This is a genomic window from Streptomyces sp. NBC_01446 (assembly GCF_026340095.1).
In the GTDB taxonomy this organism is placed as follows: domain Bacteria; phylum Actinomycetota; class Actinomycetes; order Streptomycetales; family Streptomycetaceae; genus Streptomyces; species Streptomyces aureus.
In genome coordinates, this window is the sequence record NZ_JAPEPO010000001.1 from 2,389,520 (window position 1) to 2,409,355 (window position 19,836).

The 19,836-nt window shown below is 70.2% G+C and carries 23 protein-coding genes; 4 read left to right on the forward strand and 19 right to left on the reverse strand.

Annotation, left to right across the window (positions count from 1 at the left end; translation table 11 throughout):
* Positions 1 to 24: 24 nt before the first annotated feature.
* From OG456_RS10530 to proS, 18 genes are all read right to left on the reverse strand, one after another.
* Entirely contained in the window at positions 25 to 582 is a 558-nt protein-coding gene (locus OG456_RS10530; protein WP_266559529.1) for a TetR/AcrR family transcriptional regulator, read from the reverse strand.
* 104 nt (positions 583 to 686) lie between these two features.
* Positions 687 to 1,523 (reverse strand): RNA polymerase sigma factor WhiG, encoded by an 837-nt coding sequence (gene whiG, locus OG456_RS10535; protein WP_266559531.1) that lies wholly within the window; start codon positions 1,521 to 1,523, stop codon positions 687 to 689.
* Between the two features lie 347 nt (positions 1,524 to 1,870).
* Entirely contained in the window at positions 1,871 to 3,031 is a 1,161-nt protein-coding gene (gene dprA / locus OG456_RS10540; RefSeq protein ID WP_266559533.1) for a DNA-processing protein DprA, read from the reverse strand.
* On the reverse strand, positions 3,028 to 4,647 hold the full coding sequence (locus OG456_RS10545; RefSeq protein WP_266559535.1) for a YifB family Mg chelatase-like AAA ATPase: 1,620 nt from the start codon (positions 4,645 to 4,647) through the stop codon (positions 3,028 to 3,030). The genes dprA and OG456_RS10545 overlap by 4 nt, the downstream gene beginning before the upstream one ends.
* Positions 4,647 to 5,030 (reverse strand): YraN family protein, encoded by a 384-nt coding sequence (locus tag OG456_RS10550; protein WP_266559537.1) that lies wholly within the window; start codon positions 5,028 to 5,030, stop codon positions 4,647 to 4,649. Before OG456_RS10550 ends, OG456_RS10545 begins: the two co-directional genes overlap by 1 nt.
* Before the next feature lie 173 nt (positions 5,031 to 5,203).
* On the reverse strand, positions 5,204 to 5,512 hold the full coding sequence (locus OG456_RS10555; protein ID WP_003965949.1) for a DUF2469 domain-containing protein: 309 nt from the start codon (positions 5,510 to 5,512) through the stop codon (positions 5,204 to 5,206).
* A 55-nt stretch (positions 5,513 to 5,567) separates the two neighbouring features.
* Positions 5,568 to 6,056 carry an NUDIX hydrolase gene (locus OG456_RS10560; protein WP_323136399.1) on the reverse strand — a complete coding sequence of 163 codons (489 nt, stop codon included), beginning with the start codon at positions 6,054 to 6,056 and terminating at the stop codon, positions 5,568 to 5,570.
* A 22-nt stretch (positions 6,057 to 6,078) separates the two neighbouring features.
* Positions 6,079 to 6,834, reverse strand: a complete 756-nt coding sequence (lepB, locus tag OG456_RS10565) for a signal peptidase I (RefSeq protein WP_266559541.1) — start codon at positions 6,832 to 6,834, stop codon at positions 6,079 to 6,081.
* 59 nt (positions 6,835 to 6,893) lie between these two features.
* The gene (gene lepB / locus OG456_RS10570; protein ID WP_266559543.1) at positions 6,894 to 7,883 is read right to left on the reverse strand and encodes a signal peptidase I; all 990 of its coding nucleotides are present in this window, start codon (positions 7,881 to 7,883) and stop codon (positions 6,894 to 6,896) included.
* A complete protein-coding gene (lepB, locus tag OG456_RS10575; protein WP_266559545.1) occupies positions 7,771 to 8,856 on the reverse strand; it encodes a signal peptidase I in 1,086 nt (361 codons plus the stop codon). The genes lepB (OG456_RS10570) and lepB (OG456_RS10575) overlap by 113 nt, the downstream gene beginning before the upstream one ends.
* Positions 8,849 to 9,547, reverse strand: coding sequence for a signal peptidase I (lepB, locus tag OG456_RS10580; RefSeq protein ID WP_266559547.1), 699 nt, complete (start codon positions 9,545 to 9,547; stop codon positions 8,849 to 8,851). The genes lepB (OG456_RS10575) and lepB (OG456_RS10580) overlap by 8 nt, the downstream gene beginning before the upstream one ends.
* A 45-nt stretch (positions 9,548 to 9,592) precedes the next feature.
* The gene (rplS, locus tag OG456_RS10585) at positions 9,593 to 9,943 is read right to left on the reverse strand and encodes a 50S ribosomal protein L19 (RefSeq protein ID WP_054235359.1); all 351 of its coding nucleotides are present in this window, start codon (positions 9,941 to 9,943) and stop codon (positions 9,593 to 9,595) included.
* Positions 9,944 to 10,076: 133 nt separating this feature from the next.
* Positions 10,077 to 10,898, reverse strand: coding sequence for a tRNA (guanosine(37)-N1)-methyltransferase TrmD (trmD, locus tag OG456_RS10590; RefSeq protein ID WP_266559551.1), 822 nt, complete (start codon positions 10,896 to 10,898; stop codon positions 10,077 to 10,079).
* Complete coding sequence (gene rimM, locus OG456_RS10595; RefSeq protein ID WP_266559558.1) at positions 10,898 to 11,488, reverse strand: ribosome maturation factor RimM; 591 nt, start codon at positions 11,486 to 11,488, stop codon at positions 10,898 to 10,900. The genes trmD and rimM overlap by 1 nt, the downstream gene beginning before the upstream one ends.
* Positions 11,489 to 11,589: 101 nt before the next feature.
* Positions 11,590 to 11,829: an RNA-binding protein gene (locus OG456_RS10600; protein ID WP_014176063.1), complete on the reverse strand. Its 240-nt coding sequence runs from the start codon at positions 11,827 to 11,829 to the stop codon at positions 11,590 to 11,592.
* A gap of 2 nt (positions 11,830 to 11,831) precedes the next feature.
* On the reverse strand, positions 11,832 to 12,269 hold the full coding sequence (gene rpsP, locus OG456_RS10605) for a 30S ribosomal protein S16 (RefSeq protein WP_116509370.1): 438 nt from the start codon (positions 12,267 to 12,269) through the stop codon (positions 11,832 to 11,834).
* A 221-nt stretch (positions 12,270 to 12,490) separates the two neighbouring features.
* Entirely contained in the window at positions 12,491 to 13,087 is a 597-nt protein-coding gene (locus OG456_RS10610; protein ID WP_266559563.1) for a hypothetical protein, read from the reverse strand.
* A gap of 270 nt (positions 13,088 to 13,357) precedes the next feature.
* Positions 13,358 to 14,773, reverse strand: a complete 1,416-nt coding sequence (gene proS, locus OG456_RS10615) for a proline--tRNA ligase (protein WP_266559565.1) — start codon at positions 14,771 to 14,773, stop codon at positions 13,358 to 13,360.
* 233 nt (positions 14,774 to 15,006) lie between these two features.
* On the opposite strand from proS, the gene OG456_RS10620 reads away from it, so the two are divergent.
* Complete coding sequence (locus OG456_RS10620) at positions 15,007 to 15,870, forward strand: SAM-dependent methyltransferase (RefSeq protein WP_266559567.1); 864 nt, start codon at positions 15,007 to 15,009, stop codon at positions 15,868 to 15,870.
* A gap of 6 nt (positions 15,871 to 15,876) precedes the next feature.
* Here OG456_RS10620 and ftsH read toward each other — a convergent pair whose 3' ends face one another.
* Positions 15,877 to 17,910 (reverse strand): ATP-dependent zinc metalloprotease FtsH, encoded by a 2,034-nt coding sequence (gene ftsH / locus OG456_RS10625; protein ID WP_266559569.1) that lies wholly within the window; start codon positions 17,908 to 17,910, stop codon positions 15,877 to 15,879.
* A gap of 93 nt (positions 17,911 to 18,003) precedes the next feature.
* On the opposite strand from ftsH, the gene yhfZ reads away from it, so the two are divergent.
* The 3 genes from yhfZ (at position 18,004) to OG456_RS10640 (ending at position 19,798) form a co-directional block, all read left to right on the forward strand.
* Positions 18,004 to 18,942, forward strand: coding sequence for a GntR family transcriptional regulator YhfZ (yhfZ, locus tag OG456_RS10630; protein WP_266559571.1), 939 nt, complete (start codon positions 18,004 to 18,006; stop codon positions 18,940 to 18,942).
* A 101-nt stretch (positions 18,943 to 19,043) separates the two neighbouring features.
* Positions 19,044 to 19,445, forward strand: a complete 402-nt coding sequence (locus tag OG456_RS10635; protein ID WP_266559573.1) for a PRD domain-containing protein — start codon at positions 19,044 to 19,046, stop codon at positions 19,443 to 19,445.
* Complete coding sequence (locus OG456_RS10640) at positions 19,442 to 19,798, forward strand: DUF2620 domain-containing protein (protein WP_266559574.1); 357 nt, start codon at positions 19,442 to 19,444, stop codon at positions 19,796 to 19,798. The genes OG456_RS10635 and OG456_RS10640 overlap by 4 nt, the downstream gene beginning before the upstream one ends.
* The last annotated feature ends 38 nt before the right edge of the window (positions 19,799 to 19,836 follow it).

The window sequence follows — 19,836 nt, forward strand, 5'->3', positions numbered from 1 at the left end:
CCCCTCCAGGGCTCGCGCCCCGGATCAGCCGCTGACGCCCCTCAGGGCCATGTTCACGGCCGCCTCGGTGATCGCCGAGGGATCTTCCGCCGCGCCCAGTTCGATCCGGCGGACCGCCGCGTCCACAACCCCCTGAAGGAGCATCGCCGCGAGGCGCGGTTCCGTGTGGCCCATTTCGGAGAGGGCCTCGACGATCATCGCGACCAGGCCGCCGTGCGCGGCGCGGATCTTCTCGCGCGCCCCTGAGTCGAGTTCGCTCGCCGAGATGGCCACGACGGCGCGGTGCCGGCGGTCGCCCACCAGCGAGAGCTGCTCCCGCACATACGCCTCGACCTTGCCCTCGGGCGTACCTGCGCGCTCCATCGCCGTGGAGACCTCCGCCGCCCAGACGGGGAAGTCGACCTCGCAGAGCTCTTCGACGACCGCGGCCCGCGACCGGAAGTACTCGTACACGGAGGAACGGGCGAGCCCGGTGCGCTCGGCGAGCGCGGGGAAGGTCAGCGCCTCCGTCCCGCCCTCGGACAGCAGGGAGCGCGCCGCGTCCAGAAGGGCGCCGCGCTGCATCGACCGGTGCTCGGCCACTGAGGCCGCTCGAATCCTTGGCACACCACCACTTTACGGACGGGACGCGCGCCGCGGGAGTCGTCCCGCCCCACGCACGGCCCGGCAGGGACGATTCCGCATCGTCAGCGCCGGAAGCTGGCCAGCTTCGCACGGAGCTGGAGGACGGACTTGGTGTGGATCTGGCTGACGCGGCTCTCGGTCACCCCGAGCACATTGCCGATCTCCGCGAGGGTCAGGCCCTCGTAGTAGTAGAGCGTCACCACGGTCTTCTCGCGCTCCGGCAGCGTGTTGATCGCGCGCGCCAGATACCGCCGCAGCTCGCGGCCCTCGGCGACCTCGACTGGGTCGTCGGCAGACTGGTCCTCGAGCGTGTCCATCAGGCTGAGCCGGTCGCCGCTCTCCCCGCCGGCGTGCAGCAGCTCTTCCAGGGCCACCACGTTCGCGAGGGACAACTGGCTGAAGACCGCGTGCAGTTCCTCGACCTTGATGCCGAGCTCGGCGGCGACCTCGCTCTCCGACGGAGTCCGGCGCAGCTGCGCCTCGAGCGTGGCGTACGCCCGTTCGACGTTGCGCGCCTTCTGCCGTACGGAGCGCGGAATCCAGTCGAGCGCCCGGAGTTCGTCGATCATGGCGCCGCGGATCCGGGTGATCGCGTACGTCTCGAACTTGATCTCGCGCTCGATGTCGAACTTCTCGATCGCGTCGATCAGTCCGAAGACCCCCGAGGACACGAAGTCGGCCTGTTCGACATTGGGCGGCAGCCCGACGCTGACGCGTCCCGCGACGTACTTGACCAGCGGCGAGTAGTGCAGGATGAGCTGCTCGCGCAATCGCCCGTCACCCGTCGCCTTGTATGACCTCCACAGCTCCTCGAGCGAAGAGGGAGCAGGAGGCCGCACGCTGCCACGGGCAGCGGGGGGAACCGCAGCCCGGTCAGACCCGGAGGTGTGCTGGGGCATTCGTCGCCTTGTGCCGTTCTGCCGTGAACTGGTGATTTGTGCGCCTGGCGCCGGACTGATGGTAAAGATCCCAAGTTAACCGTCTGATGCTCGGTTGCCCATCTGATCGTGGTTGCTCTTCGTTGCCAGGCTGATTCCGGATTGAACCGAACGAGCCGGAATCCTGGTGAGCGTAGCGTGACTGCAGTGTCGCAGTGTGCGAAGACTATGGGATCGCACGTGCGCAGATACGTTCCGTTGGGCGACTTGCGGGATCACATCCGTCGCTGTAAGTGACCGGGGTGAAACGCCAACGCCCCGTAACGCCAAGGGGTTCGGCCGTCATCCGGACGGCGCAACACCCTCCGTCACCGATCATCTCCTTCCGGCAAGACAGGCTGGATCGCCTGGCGTGTCAACTGCCAGCCATCGCTGTGTCGTTCGACGAACCCCAGTGAGCGCAGTTCGTACAACCTCCCGATTGCGTCGTCGACTCCCGTGCCCGCGGCCCGGGCGATTTCCCCCGCCCCGACAGCTCCGCCGGCGGGCAGCGCCGCCAGGACCGCCGCGGCGCCCGGCGCGAGCAGGTCATGCGGCAGTACGGGACCGCGCCGCGCCGGCGCGAGCTCCCCCATGTCTCCGACCAGCTCCATGACTTCCGCCGCGTCGGTGACGAGAACGGCTTCCCCGCGCAGCAGTTCGTGCACCCCCGCCGAACGGGTGCTCGTGACCGGCCCAGGAACCCCCATCGTGTGACGGCCGAGACGCTGCGCCCAGCGTGCCGTACCGAGAGCACCGCTGCGGTACGCGGCCTCCACGACGACGGTCCCCCGGGTGAGCGCGGCGATCAGGCGGTTTCGGAGGATGAATCTGCTCCGCCTCGGATGATCACCGGGTGGCAACTCCGCGATAACGAGCCCCTGTTCCGCGATCCGCTCGATCAACTGGACATGACCGCGCGGATAGGGCCGGTCGACCCCGCAGGCAAGGACCGCCACGGTGGCACCGCTCGCGCCCAGGGTCCCTCGATGCGCGGCTGCGTCCACTCCGTACGCCCCGCCCGACACGACGACGCTGCCGCGCTCCGCGAGCCCCGCGCCGAGGCTCGCCGCCACCCGCGCCCCGTAGTCCGTGCAGGCCCGAGCCCCCACGACCCCGACGGACCGCAACGCCCATATCCGCAGGGAGGGCCGCCCCCGCACCCATAGGGCGACGGGCCGCGCGTCGCCGAGATCGTCCAGCTGGGCCGGCCACTCGGCGTCCCCGGGGCACACGATGCGCGCCCCCACGCCCGCCGCCCGCTCCAGGTCACGCTCGGGCAGCACGCCGGCGGCCCTGGCCCGCAGCCCCGCCCAGCGGCCTTCGCTCACCCCGGGCAGCGGCTCCCCGTCCTCGACGATGCGCCGCACGACGTCCACCGCACCGAACTCCCTGAGCCACTGCCCCGCCCTCTCGTCCCCGGGCTCGACGATCCGGGTGAGGGCGGCCCTGGCCAGCCGGATTCCGTCGGAGACCTCCGCCCCGCTCATCCCGACCCCCCGATGACCGCGGCCACACCGCGCGAGATCCCGGTGCGCAGCTGAAGGGCGAGCGCCACGTCCTGCGCACGTGGCCGGTCGTGGCCGCACAGGTCGGCGACGGTCCAGGCCACCCGCAGCACACGGTCGACGCCCCGGGCGGTCAGGAAGCCACGTTCCAGGTCGTTCTCGACCTCGTCCATGGCCCCCGGCGCCGCGGGCCACCGGGTGCGCAGGGCGTGCCCGGGCACCTCGCTGTTCGTCCGCCACGGCGTGTCCGCGAGCCGCGCCGCGGCCCGCTCTCTGGCGGCCCGCACGCGCTCGCGGACGACGGCGGTGGTCTCGCCCTGTGCGCCGCTCCCGGTCAGCTCGGCACGCGTGACGGGCTCCACGTCCACCCTGAGGTCGACGCGGTCGAGCAGGGGCCCGGACAGGCGCGCCTGATAGCGGCGGACCGCCGCCGGAGGACAGTCGCAGCCGCCGCCCACGAGCGCGTGGTTGCCGCACGGGCACGGGTTGGCGGCCAGCGCCATCAGAAAACGGGCGGGCAGCCGCACCACCCCAGCACTGCGGGCGATGACCACGTGGCCCGACTCCAGCGGCTGGCGCAGTGCGTCGAGTGCCTGGCCGCTGAACTCTGGTGCCTCGTCCAGAAAGAGCACTCCTCTGTGGGACAACGACACCGCGCCCGGCCGCGGCATCCCCTGTCCGCCGCCGACGAGCGACTGCATCGTCGCCGAGTGGTGGGGCGCGCAGTACGGGGCGGCGTCGACCATCGGTTTGCCCGGCGGGAGCATGCCCGCCACCGAGTGAATGGCCGTCACTTCGAGGGCTTCCTCGCGGGTGAGCGGCGGCATGACCAGCGGCAGCCGCTCGGCGAGCATGGTCTTGCCGGCACCCGGCGGTCCCTGGAGGATGACGTGATGGGCACCGGCGGCCGCGACCTCGATCGCCGTGCGTGCGGCGCGCTGGCCGACGACATCGGCCAGATCGAGGATGTGGGCGTCGTGCGGCACCCCGGCGAGGCCCACACCGAGGCCCTGGCCAGGAATGCTCAGGCCGGCGAGCATCGGGTCGGGGCGTCCGGTCTCGTCGGGCGGCTCGTCCGGCACCGGCTCGTCCGTGAGGACCGCGATGAGCTGACGCAGGCTCCGTACGCCGAGAACCGAGACACCCGGGACGAGCGCGGCCTCGCCGGCCGAGCACTCGGGGACCACGACCTGCTCGTAGCCCGCGTCGGCCGCCGCCAGGACGGCCGGGAGCACCCCGCGAACGGGCCGGACCCGGCCGTCGAGCCCCAGCTCACCGATCATCACGACCTCGGAGAGGACCCGCGGATCGATCCGCTCGGCCGCGCCCAGCACCGCGCTGGCGATGGCCAGGTCGAATCCGCTGCCACTCTTGGGTACGGACGCCGGACTGAGCCCCACCGTGAGTTTCTTCTGCGGCCACTCCCCGCCGGAGTTAACGACCGCCGCCCTGACCCGGTCGCGGCTCTCCGACAGGCTCTTGTCGGGCAGTCCGACCAGCGTGAAAGCGGCGACCCCGGGCTCCAGGTCGGCCTGGACCTCGACGACCACGCCCTCGACGCCGACGAGGGCCACGGAGCAGGTGCGCGCGAACCCCATCAGGCCACCCCTCGCGCATGCTCGACGACGGGGGCGCCGCGCTCCGGCAGAAGGACTCCGACCACATCGATGCGTACACCGCCGGGTGGCGCTCCCCCGTGTTCCTGCACCCAGCGCTCCGCGAGGTCGCGCAGCCGCTGGGCCTTGACGGGTGTGACCGCGGCCATCGGGTGCTCGAAGGACCCGGCCGGGCCGCCCGCCCTGCGGGTCTTCACCTCGCAGACGACGAGGGCGTCGCCCTCCCGGGCAACGATGTCGATCTCACCGGTCCTGCCCGCGCGCCAGTTGCGCTCGATGACCGTCATTCCGGACTCGGCCAGCCGCCGTGCGGCCAGCTCCTCGCCGTACTTTCCGAGTGCGCTGCGTGCCTTGGACGCGTTCATGTCGGCACCACCTCCGACGCCCACGCTGAGGCATGGGCGCCGGAGAAGTGGATCTTGGTGAACTACTCACGGGTTGTGGACAACCCAGCCACCCGAACCAGCGAGCTCCACCCGCTCTAGGGCTCCGGATCACCAGCTCAAGGGCTCCGGATCACCCGCCGAACAGCTCCGGATCACCCGCCCGGCAGCTCCAGATCGCTCTTGTTCAGCTCCTCGATGTTCACGTCCTTGAACGTGAGTACCCGAACCTGCTTCACGAACCGTGCGGGCCTGTACATGTCCCACACCCAGGCATCCGCCATGGATACCTCGAAGAAAACCTCACCCTGGACCGAGTGCACCTGCATCTCGTAGTCGTTGGTGAGATAGAAGCGCCGTTCGGTCTCGATCACATATTTGAACAGACCGACGACGTCGCGGTACTCCCGGTAGAGCTTCAGCTCCATCTCGGTCTCGTACTTCTCGAGGTCCTCGGCGCTCATGGCATGTTCCCCTTCAGCCGTGCGTCCCCCTATTGTGCGTCAGCCCCGTGCGCCTCTAGACGATTTCCGTGTCGAGGACTTGGGGACGACTCGGGGGACCCTCGTCGAGCAGCCGTTCCAGCAGCCCGGCGAGCCTGGTCGGATACACCGTCTCATGTGCCTCGGTCAGTTCCCGGCACGTCCACCAACGTGCTCCGGCGACGCTGCGCCGTTCCAGCTCGGTCAGGCCCGCCCCGGCGATCTCAGCCCCGGCCACGGCAGCCGTCGTACGGGCCAGGAAGTACCACTCGTCCTGGTCCCAGCGCCGCCCGTCGAACGGGAAGGAGCAGGTGCGCCGCCACAGGACCGGGCCGAGCTCGACGTCGGTGATGCCGGTCTCCTCCGCGAGCTCGCGCAGTGCGGCCTGCTCGCGGGTCTCGTCGCCCTCCAGGCCGCCGCCCGGGGTGAACCACCAGTCGTCGGTGGTGTCCCCCGGCTCGTGCCCGTGCAGCAGCAGAATGCGGTCGTCGGGGTCGAGCAGTACGACCCGTGCCACCTTCCGCAGCTCCCGGCCGGCACCGGGCGGCTCAGCCCGCAAGGGCCCGCTCCCCCGCCGACGCACGCGACCGGCCGCGGCCCTTGCTCGCGCGCTTGGCGATCGGCCCGTACGCGGCCCCGCCGAGCACCAGGACGGCGCCCGCGACCACCGCGGCCAGGACCAGCCTCAGGGGGCCCGGCTGGGAGAGCCCGCCCGGCAGCGCCTCGAAGCCGGTGGGCCGCGCGAGCATGCCGTCCATCGGCCAGGCCACGGCGTCGACCCGGGCGGCCACGGCGCTGCGGGGCACCGTTCCGTGGCTGGAGTCGCCGATGTGGACGCTGGAGTCGAGGGAGCCGCTGCGCTCGTCACCGAGCAGGAAGAGGCGGCCCTGGGGCACGGTTGTGGTCGGGATGCCCGTGGCCGAGGGGCCCTGCCCCTTGGGGAGATACGGTTCGGCAATCTCCTTGCCGTTGACGGTCAGCTTGCCTGCCTCGCAGCAGGCGATCTTGTCGCCGCCGATGCCGACGACGCGCTTGACCATGGGCATGTCGCCCCACGCCGACTCCGTGAAGACGACGACGTCGCCGCGCTTGACCTCACTGCCGTCGATGCGCTGCGCGAGGACCCGGTCGCCGGCGCCGATCGTCGGCGTCATCGACTCGGTGGGCACGGTGTACGGCTGGTACACGATGGCGCCCCACACGAACCCGCCCAGGAACAGCACACAGCCGAGGGCCACGGCCAACCCCGACAGCGTGCTGCCGAGCCGACCCTGGCCCTCGTCCGTACGACGTGTCCTGCTCATCCCAGTTGCTCCCCGCCTCGGAGATTCGCCGCGGAAGATCGGCGATCTGGGACGGCACCCTACCCGGCGGTCTTCACCTCAGAAACCCTGGTGTTCCCCTGGGTAAGCCGACGCCTGCGCCACAGCACGAGCGGTGCGGAGCCCGCGAGCCCGAGCGCCCCCGGGGCCGCTCCCATCGCGGCGTTCAGGCCCGGCTGGTCGAAGGTGTCCGGCACAGGCAGGGTCGTCCAGCGGGTGGGCGGCCAGGCGACCACGATCGCGCGGCCCACGACGTTGTCCACGGGGACGAAGCCCTGGTTGCTGTCCTGCTGGTGGTACCGGGAGTCCATGGAGTCCTGGCGGTGGTCACCCATGACCCAAACTTTGCCAATGGGTACGGTGACCTTGAACTTGCCGCCCACATTGTCGTCGCTGCACGGGGTGTTCCCCGGGTAGACGTACGGCTCGTCGAGCGCCTTGCCGTTGACCACGAGCGGTCCCGTACCGTTGCACTCGATGGTGTCGCCGCCGACGCCGATGACGCGCTTGATGAGGTCCTTCTCGTTCGTGGACGGCATGAGGCCGATCCAGCCGAGGACCCGCTGCACCGGATTCGGCTCGGCCGTCGGCTCGTCCTTCAGCCAGCCGTCCGGGTCGTGGAAGACGATGACCTCGCCGCGCCCGGGCTCGGAGCCGAACCACGGCGTCAGTTTGTCGACGAGTACGCGGTCGCCGATCTGCAGGGTGTTCTCCATCGACGCCGACGGAATCGAGAACGCCTGCACCAGGAACGTCTTGATGACCAGCGCCAGAACCAGCGCGATGACGATGAGGAGCGGAAGCTCCTTCCAGAAGGAGCGGGGCTTCTTCGCCTGACCGCCCGACCGGCTGCTGCCACCGGAGCCGTCTCCTGGACCGTCGCCGTGGCCACCAGCGTGTCCGTTGCCGTCCGCGCCGTCACTCTCGAGGTTCACGGCGCCCGTCGCGGCCGCTGCCGCTCCGTCGTCGGATCGCCCGGGCTGCTCGTCGGGCCCGTGCCCTGACCGTGCGCCGACCGCCAAGTCCCCCACATCCACTCCTCACTCCGTGCCGCCGCCTGTCGTCCCATACGCGATGCAGGCCCACCACTCCCATAACGAGCGGGAGTTCCGCAGGGCTCGGGAGAGGGATCAATCCGTTCAGATCCTCGGAGGCCACCCTATGCGACGGTTGCCTGGCTGCGGCCGACCTGTTCTGCGCGGCGGCCACGGTCGCATAGGTACCCGGCTCCGGGAGCGTGCTCCAGTGACCGACCGGCCAGGCGATGACACGGGCCCGGCCGACGACCGACTTCTCCGAGACGGTGCCGCTGAAGGCCTCGGTTCGGTGGAAACGGGAGTCAGCCGAGTTGGAGCGGTGGTCGCCCATCACGAACAGGCGCCCCTTGGGCACCTTGACCTCGAACTCGAACTTTGACGGCACGTCACCCGGGTGGATGTACGGCTCGTTCAGGGGCGTCCCGTTGACCGTGACGCGGCCCTGTTTGTCGCAGCACTTGACGGTGTCACCGCCGACCGCGACGACCCTCTTGATGAGGTCGCGCTCGTCGTCCGAGGGCAACAGGCCGATCCAGGTGAGACCTTCCTTCACCTGTTTGACGCCGACAGGGGCGTCCTTCTTCGTGCCCTGTTCCTGCTCCAGCCACCTACCGGGGTCCTTGAAGACGACGACGTCGCCGCGGTGCGGCTTCGCGCCGAACCACGGGGTGAACTTGTCGACGAGGACCCGGTCGCCGATCCTGATCGTCTGCTCCATGGAGCCGGACGGGATCACGAAGGCCTGGACGAGGAACGTCTTCAGGACGAGTGCTATCAGCAGCGCCACACCTATGAGGAGCGGGATCTCCTTGAGCGCGGAGCGCTGTCGCCGTCGCTTGACCTTGCGCGCCAGCCTGCGCCGCTCGGCACGGCCCGGCAGCGGCGTGCTGCCGGCGCGGCGCGTCCCGGTAGGCAGGCGGGTGTCGCCGCCGCCCCTGCGCGAGTGGGAGCGTCCGCGGTTACCCATGGGCACCGCCGGGTGCGGGCACGCGCGCGTAGACGTCGTTACGGGACAGGGAGCCCCAGTGACCCGCCGGCCAGGCGATCCACTGGGCCTTGCCGATCACTTCGTCCACGGGGACCATGCCGCCGCCGGGCGCGCCCAGGTAGTCGCGTGAGTCCCGGGAGTCGCCCCGGTGGTCACCGAGCAGGAAGAGAGTGCCGTCGGGCACGACGAGGTCGAAGGGCGCCTCGGAGGGGGTGTTGCCGGGGTACAGGAACGTGTTCTCGTCCACCGGTTCGCCGTTCACCCCGATCCTCCCCTTGCTGTCGCAGCAGACCACATGGTCTCCCCCCACGCCCACGACCCGCTTGATGTAGTCGGCGTCACCGAAGTACCCGGTCCCGTCGAAGACCACGACGTCGCCCCGCTGCGGCTCAGCACCGAAACGGTACGCCAACTTGTTTACGAGAACGCGGTCCCCGACCCTCAATGCGGGCTCCATGGAACCGCTGGGGATCTGGAAGGGCTGCATCACGAAGATGCTCAGCAGGAGCAGCAGAACGAGGCCGAGCAGCGCCGACAGGGTCAGGCGGCCGCCGGGAAGCCAGGACGCGGTCCGCGACACAGACGCGAAACGCGACCGCTCCTCCCCGCCCTCGTGTACGGAGGGTTGGGAGGCGCGATCGCGTTCCGTTGTCTGTGCTTCGGTGTCCATCGAGCCCAGATGTTATCCGGCCCGGCTGTGACCCCGTGCGCGAGCTCAGTTGTCGCGCTTCTCCTTGATCTTCGCGGCCTTGCCGCGCAGGTCGCGCAGGTAGTAGAGCTTCGCGCGACGCACGTCACCGCGGGTGACGAGCTCGATCTTCTCGACGATCGGGGTGTGCACCGGGAAGGTGCGCTCGACGCCGACGGAGAAGGAGACCTTGCGGACCGTGAAGGTCTCGCGGACACCGGCGCCCTGGCGGCGGATGACTACGCCCTTGAACTGCTGCACACGGGAGCGGTTGCCCTCGATGACGCGGACGTGGACGTTGACGGTGTCACCCGGGCGGAAGGCCGGGATGTCGCTGCGCAGCGACGCGCTGTCGACGGAGTCGAGCAGGTGAGACATGATCGTCTGCTTTCTTCACCGATGCCACAGGTCATCGGCGGGAATGTTCGAAATGAGGATTCGGTAGCTGATCGCGTCGGGCGGGCGTCGTTCCCCCTGTGGCAGGGGCGCACGCTGGACGTACAGCAGCGGCCTATTGTTCCACGGCTTCGGGGTCTCGCCCAAATCGGCCGTCGGGGCCCGGCCGCCAGCCCAGGATGGAGAGCATCTCGCGGTCCTTCTTGTCGAAGACCGAGGGGTCGCAACGCTCCACGAGATCGGGCCTGTTGCGGGTGGTGCGCCGCAGCGCCTCGTCCCTGCGCCAGCGCGCGATCTTGCCGTGGTGGCCACTGAGCAGCACGTCGGGGATGCCCTGGCCGCGCCACTCGGGGGGCTTCGTGTAGACGGGCCCTTCCAGGAGGTTGGCCATGGCGCCGGGCGCGAAGGAGTCGTCCCGGTGGGATTCGGCGTTCCCGAGGACCCCGGGCAGCAGTCGCGCGACGGCCTCCGTGACGACGAGTACGGCGGCCTCTCCGCCGGCCAGCACGTAGTCGCCGATGGAGACCTCGTAGACCGGCATCCGGGTCGCGTACTCGTCGATGACGCGGCGGTCGATGCCCTCGTAGCGCGCGGGCGTGAAGACCAGCCAGGGGCGCTCGGAGAGCTCGACGGCGAGTTCCTGGGTGAAGGGGCGGCCGCTGGGCGTGGGGACGACGAGGGCGGGGCCGTGGGACCCGTTCTCGTAGCCGTCGGCGAGCACGTCGTCGAGGGCGTCGCCCCAGGGGCCGGTCTTCATGACCATGCCGGGGCCGCCGCCGTACGGGGTGTCGTCGACCGTGTTGTGCCGGTCGTACGTCCACTCCCTGAGGTCGTGCACCCGTACGTCGAGCTGCCCGCGCGCGCGGGCCTTGCCGACGAGGGAGACGTTCAGCGGGTCGAGGTACTCGGGGAAGATCGTGACGACGTCGAGCCGCATCAGACGCCGCCCGCCTCGGAGCGCTTGCCCGAGTCGTCGCCGGAGTCGTCGTCCGCGTCGCGGCCGGAGGCGATCTCGGCGCGGTCGTCGATGAGCCCGGGCGGCGGGTCGATGATCGCCCGCTGCTCCTCGAGGTCGATCTCGGTGACGATCTCCTCGACGAAGGGGATCATCACCTCGCTGCCGTCGGGGCGCTCCACGATGAACAGGTCCTGCGAGGGCAGGTGCGAGATCTCGGTGATCCGGCCGACCTCGACACCGTCCGTGGTGACCACGTCCAGGTCCATCAGCTGGTGGTCGTAGAACTCGTCCTCGTCCTCCGGCAGTTCCTCCGGGTCGACCTCGGCGATGAGGAGCGTGTTGCGCAGCGCCTCGGCGGCCGTACGGTCGCGTACGCCCTCGAAGCGGAGCAGGAGGCGGCCGCTGTGCACGCGGCCGGTCTCGATCGTCAGCGGCCCCGTGGAGGCGGGGTCGGTGGCGAGCACGGCACCGGGGCCGAGCCGCAGCTCGGGCTCGTCGGTGCGTACCTCGACGGTGACCTCGCCCTTGATGCCGTGGGCGCGGCCGATGCGCGCGACTACCAGCTGCACGTGAACAACTCTCCTGTCATACGGCCACGGGCCGGGGACGGCCCTGAGGCCCTCCCCGGCCCGAGCCGGTGCTTCATTTGTCGCCGAACCGTTGGTCCGGCTCAGCGAACCTGGTCCACGTCGACGAGGTCGACGCGGACACCGCGGCCGCCGATGGCGCCCACGACGGTACGCAGGGCACGCGCGGTGCGGCCGTTACGGCCGATCACCTTGCCGAGGTCGTCGGGGTGAACCCGGACCTCGAGTACGCGCCCACGGCGCAGGTTGCGCGAGGCGACCTGCACATCGTCGGGGTTGTCGACGATGCCCTTCACGAGGTGCTCAAGAGCCTCCTCGAGCATGCTCAGGCCTCGGTGGACTCGGTGGACTCGGCCGGGGCCTCGTCCGCCTTCTTGTCAGCCTTCTTGGCCTTCGGGGTGATGGCCTCGCCCTTGGCGTCGTCGCCCTCGAGACCCTTGGTGAAGGCCTCGAACGCGGCGCGCTTGTCCTTGGGCTCCGCGACGAGCAGCGGCGCGGGGGCCGGCAGGCCCTTGTGCTTCTGCCAGTCACCGGTGAGCTTCAGGATGGCCATGACCGGCTCGGTCGGCTGGGCGCCGACGGACAGCCAGTACTGGGCACGCTCCGAGTTGACCTCGATGCGCGAGGGGTTCTGCACCGGGTGGTACAGGCCGATCTCCTCGATGGCCCGGCCGTCACGGCGGGTACGGGAGTCGGCGACGACGATGCGGTAGTGAGGCGAACGGATCTTGCCCAGACGCTTCAGCTTGATCTTGACTGCCACTGGAGTGGTGTCTCCTGGTCTTGACGTGGTTGGGCACAACGGGATGCCACGTGGGGTTGCGGTACTCGGAGTGCCCGATGGACGCGTCAGCCGGAGGCGAGAGGGTTCCTATGCGGCTGTCGAGTACAGCTAGCCATTGTGCCATACGCCGGCGGGGCGGCCGAACCTGGTCCGAACGCCCCGCAGCAGGTCGCGCACCCTCACGGAGGATCAGCCGGAGATCACCCAACGCCCGCGCCGACGGCCTCCGGGATGCGGAACGGCTTGCCGCAGCCGCCGCAGACGATCGGGGCCTGGGCGAGGACCGAGGGCACCACGCGCACATTGCGCCCGCAGTCGCAGACCGCCTTGACGCGGACACCGCCCCCGGAGGAGCCGTGCCGCGCGGCCGGACCGCGGAAGCTGCGCTTGGTGTCCGCGGCCGTGGCCACGGTGTGCGCCTTGAGGGCGCTCTTGAGCCGCTCGATCGTCGGCCGGTAACGCTGCTTCGCCTCGGGGTTGAGCGTCACCAGCGAGAAGCCGCTGCTGGGGTGCGGTTCCTCGGGGTGGTCGAGGCCCAGCTCTTCGGCGATGGCGAGGAATCTGCGGTTGTGGTACCGGCCGGCGCGGGAGGTGTCGCGGACTCCTCGGGCGGCGGCGATGCCATGGACTGCCTCATGGAGGAGTCGCTCGAAGGAGAGTTCGTGTCCGCAGGCGGACGACGACTCCCCGATCAGGGATTCGGGCGCGGCTAGATCTGGCAGCTCGGGGTGGTGCCGCTGAATGTCGGCCCACGCCTGTGCCAGCTCTGCGGCGAGAACAGGTGGTGTCGTGCTCACGTCGTGACAACGAGCCGGGATGCCTCTGTGTTCCTATTCCGGGGCATCCCAAATAATTTGCACGTACCAGTCAGTTGCCGCTCATGCGTCCGGACGAGGGCGGGTGCGCTGATCTGCGGAGAAGCCTCACAGCTCACACCAAGGTGGTGCGTAGGTATACGTACGCCCCGGCGCGTAGACGATGTCCGCACGCCGGGGCGACTGTGTCGCTCTGATGCACAAGGGGCCTTTCGGCCTCTCTCGCGCCGCTCGCTTCGCAGGTGCGGTGGCTCAGTACGCGCGTGCCACGACGGCGACGTTACCCGCCGCGTCATCCGCGTCCGGCACCGCCCCGTCCTCGGTGACCAGACACCGTACGGAGACGGAGTGCTCGGCCAGCGCGGCCTCGCCCGCCTCGCCGAGCGTGGCCCACGGGATGCGGGCCCAGCCGCCCGAAGCGGCGGCCTCGACGGCCTCGTCGACCGTCGTCACATCGGTCGTACGGGACTCGCGGCGCTCGCGGGCCTGCTTCAGGAGCAGCGCCTGGTCCTCCTCCAGGACGGTGGGCAGCAGCGCGGCGAGCGCCTCGACGGCCACCGGCTCCTTGCCGCCCGGGATGCGCCTGGCCAGCATCGCCGTGCCGTTCTCCAGGTCGCGCGGGCCGATCTCGACACGTACGGGCACTCCCTTGAGTTCCCAGTCGATGGCGCGGCGGCCGAACGGGGTGTCCGTGCGGTCGTCGACATGGACGCGGATGCCGGCCGCCTTGAGGGCGCCGCCGATCTCGTGGACCTGGGCCAGAACGGCGTCGTCCCCCTTGATGGCCAGCACGACGACCTGGGTGGGGGCGAGCCGGGGCGGGATCCTCAGGCCGTTGTCGTCGCCGTGCATCATCACGAGCGCGCCGATCATGCGGGTGGTCGATCCCCAGGAGGTCTGCCACACCAGTTCCTGCTTGCCCTCCTTGGACAGGTACTGGGTGTGGAAGGCCCTGGCGAAGTTCTGGCCGAGTTCGTGGCTGGTGCCCAGCTGGAGGGCCTTGCCGTCGCCCATCATCCCTTCGAGCGTGAGGGTGTTGATGGCGCCGGCGAAGCGCTCCTTGGCGGTCTTGCGGCCGAGCACGACGTCCATCGCGAGGACGTCCTGCATGAAGTCCGCGTACACGTGCCGGTGGATGCGGGCCGCGAAGTCGCGGGCCTCCTCGTACGTGGCGTGCGCGGTGTGGCCCTCCTGCCACAGGAACTCCGTGGTGCGCAGGAAGAGTCGGGGGCGCAGCTCCCAGCGGACGACGTTCGCCCACTGGTTGATGAGGAGGGGCAGGTCGCGGTAGCTCTGCACCCACTTGGCGAAATACTCGTTGATGATCATCTCGGAGGTGGGGCGGACGACGGCGGGCTCCTCCAGCTCCTTGCCGCCGCCGTGCGTGACCACGGCGAGTTCGGGCGCGAACCCCTCGACGTGCTCGGCCTCCTTGTGGAGGTACGACTGCGGGATCAGGAGCGGGAAGTACGCGTTCTGGGTGCCCGTCTCCTTGATGCGGGCGTCCATGTCCTGCTGCATCCGCTCCCACAGGCCGTAGCCGTACGGTCGGATGACCATCGTGCCGCGCACTGGACCGTTGTCGGCCAGTTCGGCCTTGCTGACGATGTCCTGGTACCAGCGCGGGAAGTCCTCTGCCTGAGGCGTGAGAACGGGTGTCTTGGCCATGGCGCGCATGCTACGGCGCGATTACGCCCGGTCGGCATCTTTTTTACCCACGTCCGGCCGCGCGGCGCAGGCCGGCGCGCAGCGCGCGAAGGCCCTTGGGAACACCCCCTAGACGGGACGACGGATGCGGAGTTCTCTGGCATACGGGGGAACTGCGAGCGCACATGTACGGGGGCGGACGAACCGCAGGAACACGCCACAGCAGTAACTCTCGGCGGATTGGGGCGCTTTCGATGACACCTACGCTCGTGCAGCGGCACCTCCCCCACCCGGGGCGCGTGCCCCGCGTGGACCTGTGCGCACGCGCGCGTGACTGGGCGGAGATACAGGAACGGATGCTGGTCCCGCTCTACGAAGCGGTCTACGAACGGCTGGAGGTCGGCGAACCGGCCGGCACCCGGCTTCTCGGCCTCGGCTGCGGCTCGGGGCTCGCCCTTTTGATGGCGGCGTCGCGGGGCGCGGCGGTCACGGGCGTCGAGGGAGCCGCGCCCGAGCGGCTCTCACTGGCCAGAGAGCGTCTCCAGGGCGAGACGTGGCGCACGCGCGCGCGTGGCGACACGCGACTGACCGAAGGGGGCCCCGGGGACGCGGCGGGACCGGACGATCCGCCGTACAACCTGATCACCGCGTTCCAGCCGGTCGGCTGCACGGCCGGTGACTCCGAGGGGCTCGGCGCGCTCCTGGAGTCGGCGTCGCCGTTCGCCGAGCGGGGTACTCCCGTGGTGCTGGCCGGCTGGGGTCCCCCCGAGCGGTGCGCGACGTCGTCGGTCCTGCGGGTCGCGACGAAGCTCGCCGATCCGCTGCGCAGCGCGGGCAGTTGGCGGCCCGCGCTCCGCGACGACCTGGAGGAGGTCACGCATCGGGCCGGGCTCAGGCCGGACGGCTCGGGCCGGGTCGCCTGTCCGTTCGGCTACGCGGACGTGGACAGCGCCGTGCGCGGGCTGCTGTCGACGGGGCTGTTCGACGCGGCGATCGGCGCGACGGACCGATCCCAGGTCGAGAAGGAGATGACGGAGGCGCTGCATCCGCATCAGCGGCAGGACGGGACGGTGTGGATGCCGAACGTGTTCCGCTACGTGATCGCGCGCACCCCGTGACGGTCGCTAGTGGTCCGTCGCCGTCCCCTGGCCGTCGGTGTCCTGCGTCCCCTGAGTCCGAGTCCCCTCAGTTGCCTGAGTCCCCTGCGCGTCCTCGTCCTTGGTGAGGCGGATGACGCCGGCGACGCGGTAGGCCTCCGCCTCGTCCAGGGTCTCGTTCGCGAGGAGTGCCGCGGCCAGGGAGTCCAACTGGCCGCGGTGGTCGCGGAGTTTGGTGCAGGCCTCCTCGTAGCACTCGTCGACGATGCGGCGCATCTCGTGGTCGATGGTGTCGAGAGTGTGCGGCGCGGCGGAGAGCCCGTACGCCTGCTGGGCGTCGCTCGGCAGGGCGGAGAGGCGGCCGATGCGGTCGCTCATGCCCCAGCGGGCGACCATGCCGCGCGCGATGTTCGTGACCTGTTCGAGGTCGTTCTCGGCGCCGGTGGTGACGACCCCGTATACGACGTGTTCGGCCGCCATGCCCCCTAGCGCGCCGATGATGCGGCCGCGCAGGTACTCCTCCGTGTAGGCGTACCTGTCGGCGTCGGGCGTGGAGAGGGTGACGCCGAGTGCGCGGCCGCGCGGCACGATGGTGATCTTGCGGACGGGGTCGGCGCCGGGCTGGAGCATGCCGAGCAGGGCGTGGCCGCTCTCGTGGTACGCGGTGCGGCGGCGCTCCTCGACCGGCATGACTAGGGGCCGTTCGGCGCCCAGTTGGACCTTTTCCAGGGCCTGGGAGAGGTCGGCCTGGGTGACGGCCCTCTGCTGGCGTTTGACGGCGAGGAGGGCGGCCTCGTTGGTGAGGTTGGCGAGGTCGGCGCCGGTCATGCCCGGGGTCGTGCGGGCGACCTGCAGCAGGTCCACGTCCGGGGCGAGCGGGATCTCCCGGGTGTGAATCTTGAGGATGGCCTCGCGGCCGCCGCGGTCGGGCGGGCTGACGCTCACGACGCGGTCGAAGCGGCCGGGGCGGGTGAGGGCCGGGTCGAGGACGTCCGCGCGGTTGGTGGCCGCGATGACGATGACGCCCTCGGATCCCGAGAAGCCGTCCATCTCGGTGAGGATCTGGTTGAGGGTCTGTTCGCGCTCGTCGTGGCCGCCCATGGCGGAGCCGCCGCCGCGGGCCCGGCCGATGGTGTCGATCTCGTCGATGAAGATGATCGAGGGCGCCACCTTGCGGGCCTCGGCGAAGAGTTCGCGTACGCGCGAGGCGCCGACTCCGACGATCATCTCGATGAACTCGGAGGCGGACGCGGAGAAGAACGGGACCCCGGCCTCGCCCGCGACGGCCCTGGCCAGGAGCGTCTTGCCGGTTCCCGGCGGGCCCGACAGGAGGACGCCGCGAGGCATCTTCGCGCCCATCTCGCGATAGGCGTCGGGGTTCTTGAGGAAGTCGACGACGTCACTGAGCTCACCCTGCACCTCGTCGATGCCGGCGACGTCCGCGAACGTGGTGCGCTGCCTGCCGGGCTCCAGCTCGACCGGCTTGGGCGGCTGCTTGCGCCCGAGCATGCCTCCCCCCATGCCGCCGCCCATGCCCTGCCGCATCCGCCGCGCGATGAAGATCCACAGCACGACGAGCAGGAACATCGGGGCGAGGGAGATGAGGAGGTTGGCGAGGAAGCTGCGCTCCTGGACGACCGGCGAGGCCGTCACGGTGACGTTGTGCTTCTCCAGGTTCGCCCAGAGGTCGTCGTCCGCGAAGGACGGCCGCTGGGTCTTGAACTTGGTGTAGTTCTTGCTCGAGCTGTCACTGCCGTCCGGCGTGGACTGCTCCTTCTTGAGCTGGCCCTGGATCGCGTCGCCCTTGGAGTAGATCTTGTCGACGTTGTTGTCGGCGACCTGCTTGCTGAACTCGGTGTACGAGATCGTCGGCTCGTTGCCCTGGTTGAAGAACGACAGCACGAGGTTGGCGATGAGGTAGACGATCAGGGCGGTGAGGATGAGGCCGCCCCAGCCGCCCGGCATCTTCTTCCGCGGCGGCTTGGCGGGCGGTGGAGGCGGCGCCCCCTCGGAGCGCCACGGCTGGTCTGTCCGGTCGCGCGGGGGTACGGGGTTGGCCACGCCTGCTCTCCTCCTGCCGTCACGCCTCCCGCCCATAACCGCACACATCCGGAACCCTTGCCAGTATCCAGAATCCTGGTTACTGTCCGGGCTGTGAACGGTTTCGACGAGCGCTTCCTTACGCGCAACGGCCTCGCGGCCCGCCAGCTCGCGGTCCTGCTGCTCAACCACGAGCCCGACACACGACTGCCCCGGGTCCGCGACTTCGCCGAGGAACTGGGATGCGGAAACGGCACGGTTCAGGCCGCCCTGCGGCTCCTGGAGGAGTCCGGCGCCATCGAGACCGCCGCGCGCGGCCACCTGGGCACCTTCCTGGTGCGCTCCGAGCGCTCCACGCTGTGGCGCCTCTCCGGCCTCGGCACCTTGCTCGCCGCGATGCCCCTCCCCTACTCGCGCCGCTACGAGGGCCTGGCCACCGGCCTGCGTACCGCCTTCGAGGAGGCGGGCACGCCGTTCGCGATCACGTTCATGCGTGGCGCGGGCGCCCGGACCACGGCCCTGCTCGAAGGCAAGGTCGACCTGGTGGTGCTGTCGCGCTTCGCCGCCGACCGGCTGATCGAGGAACATCCGGTGGAGCTTGTCGCCGACCTGGGCCCGGCCACGTATGTAGGCGCCCACGGGCTGCTGCTGCGCGAGGGCGCCTCGCTCGACGCGCCCGGCCTGCGGGTCGCCGTGGACCCCACCTCCGAGGACCAGCGGATGCTCGCCGAGCGCGCGTTCGCCGGGCGCACCGACATCGAGTGGGTCGAGTCCTCGTACATGCAGCTGCGGGACCTGTTCGCGCAGAACCTGGCCGACGCCACCGTCTGGAACCTCGACGAGGCGCAGGGCCGGACAGGGATGGGCGGGGAGGTGCTGCCGCTGGGCGACGAGGTCACCCGCGAACTTTCCCTGCGCAACTCCAGCGCGGCGATCATCGGCAGGACCGAGGGCGCGAAGGCGCTCTCCGCGGTGCGCGACGCGGTCGACCTGTCGACCGTGACGTCACTGCAGGCCGAGGTGTTGCGGGGCGAGCGCGTGCCGTCGTACTGAGCCGGCGGGGGTGGGGCCGAAAGGGTCCGCCCACCCCTCCACATCTGAATATCCAGAATCCTGATTATTGTCGAATCCTCCGGAACCCGGAAGGAGATCCCATGGACGACCAACTCGCCCTCCGCATCCGGTTGTTCCGCGAAGGCGGCCAGGTCAGGCCCGAGGTCGCCGACTTCGTGACCGCCGAACTCACTGCCCTCGCGGAACGGGGGAACGAGGTCACCGAGCAGACCGCCGGCATGCTCACCAGCCATCTGATGATGGCGCTGACCCGGCTCGTCGACGGGGAGCCGATCGAGCAGTTCCTCACCGACGAGCAGGTGGCCGCGGAACTGGCCGGCCACCCCCACGCCGTGGCCGGCGCCCGCGAGGTCGCCGCCCGCGCCCGCGAACAGCTCGGCGCCACCCTGCCCGACTCCGAGGTCAACTTCCTGGCCATGCATCTTGCGGTGCTGGCGGGACAGCCATCAACCGACTCCCAACCCCCAAGGACCACCCCATGAAGAAGATCCTCACCGGCGGCGTAGGCAAGGTCGAGGTCACCGGGACCGTCAAGGCGCTCGCCCTCGACGGCGTCGACATCGTCGTCTCCAGCGACATGGACGCCGCGATGAAGCTCCGCGCGGGCCAGGCCGACTTCTACCTCGGCACCTGTCACACCGGCGCCGGCGCCTCGCTCGGCGTCCTCGTCGGGCTCATGGGCCGGCCCGCGTGCCACACCTTCGGGCGTTGCGTACCGACCGAGGACCAGGTCGACTCCCTGCTCGACCAGGGCAAGAAGGTCTTCGGCTTCTCCATGGACCAGATCGACGTCATCGCTCCGCTGATCGCCCGCGCCATCGCCGCGCGCGCCTGATCACACCAGGCACCTCCGCCCCGGGCACGAAGGAGATC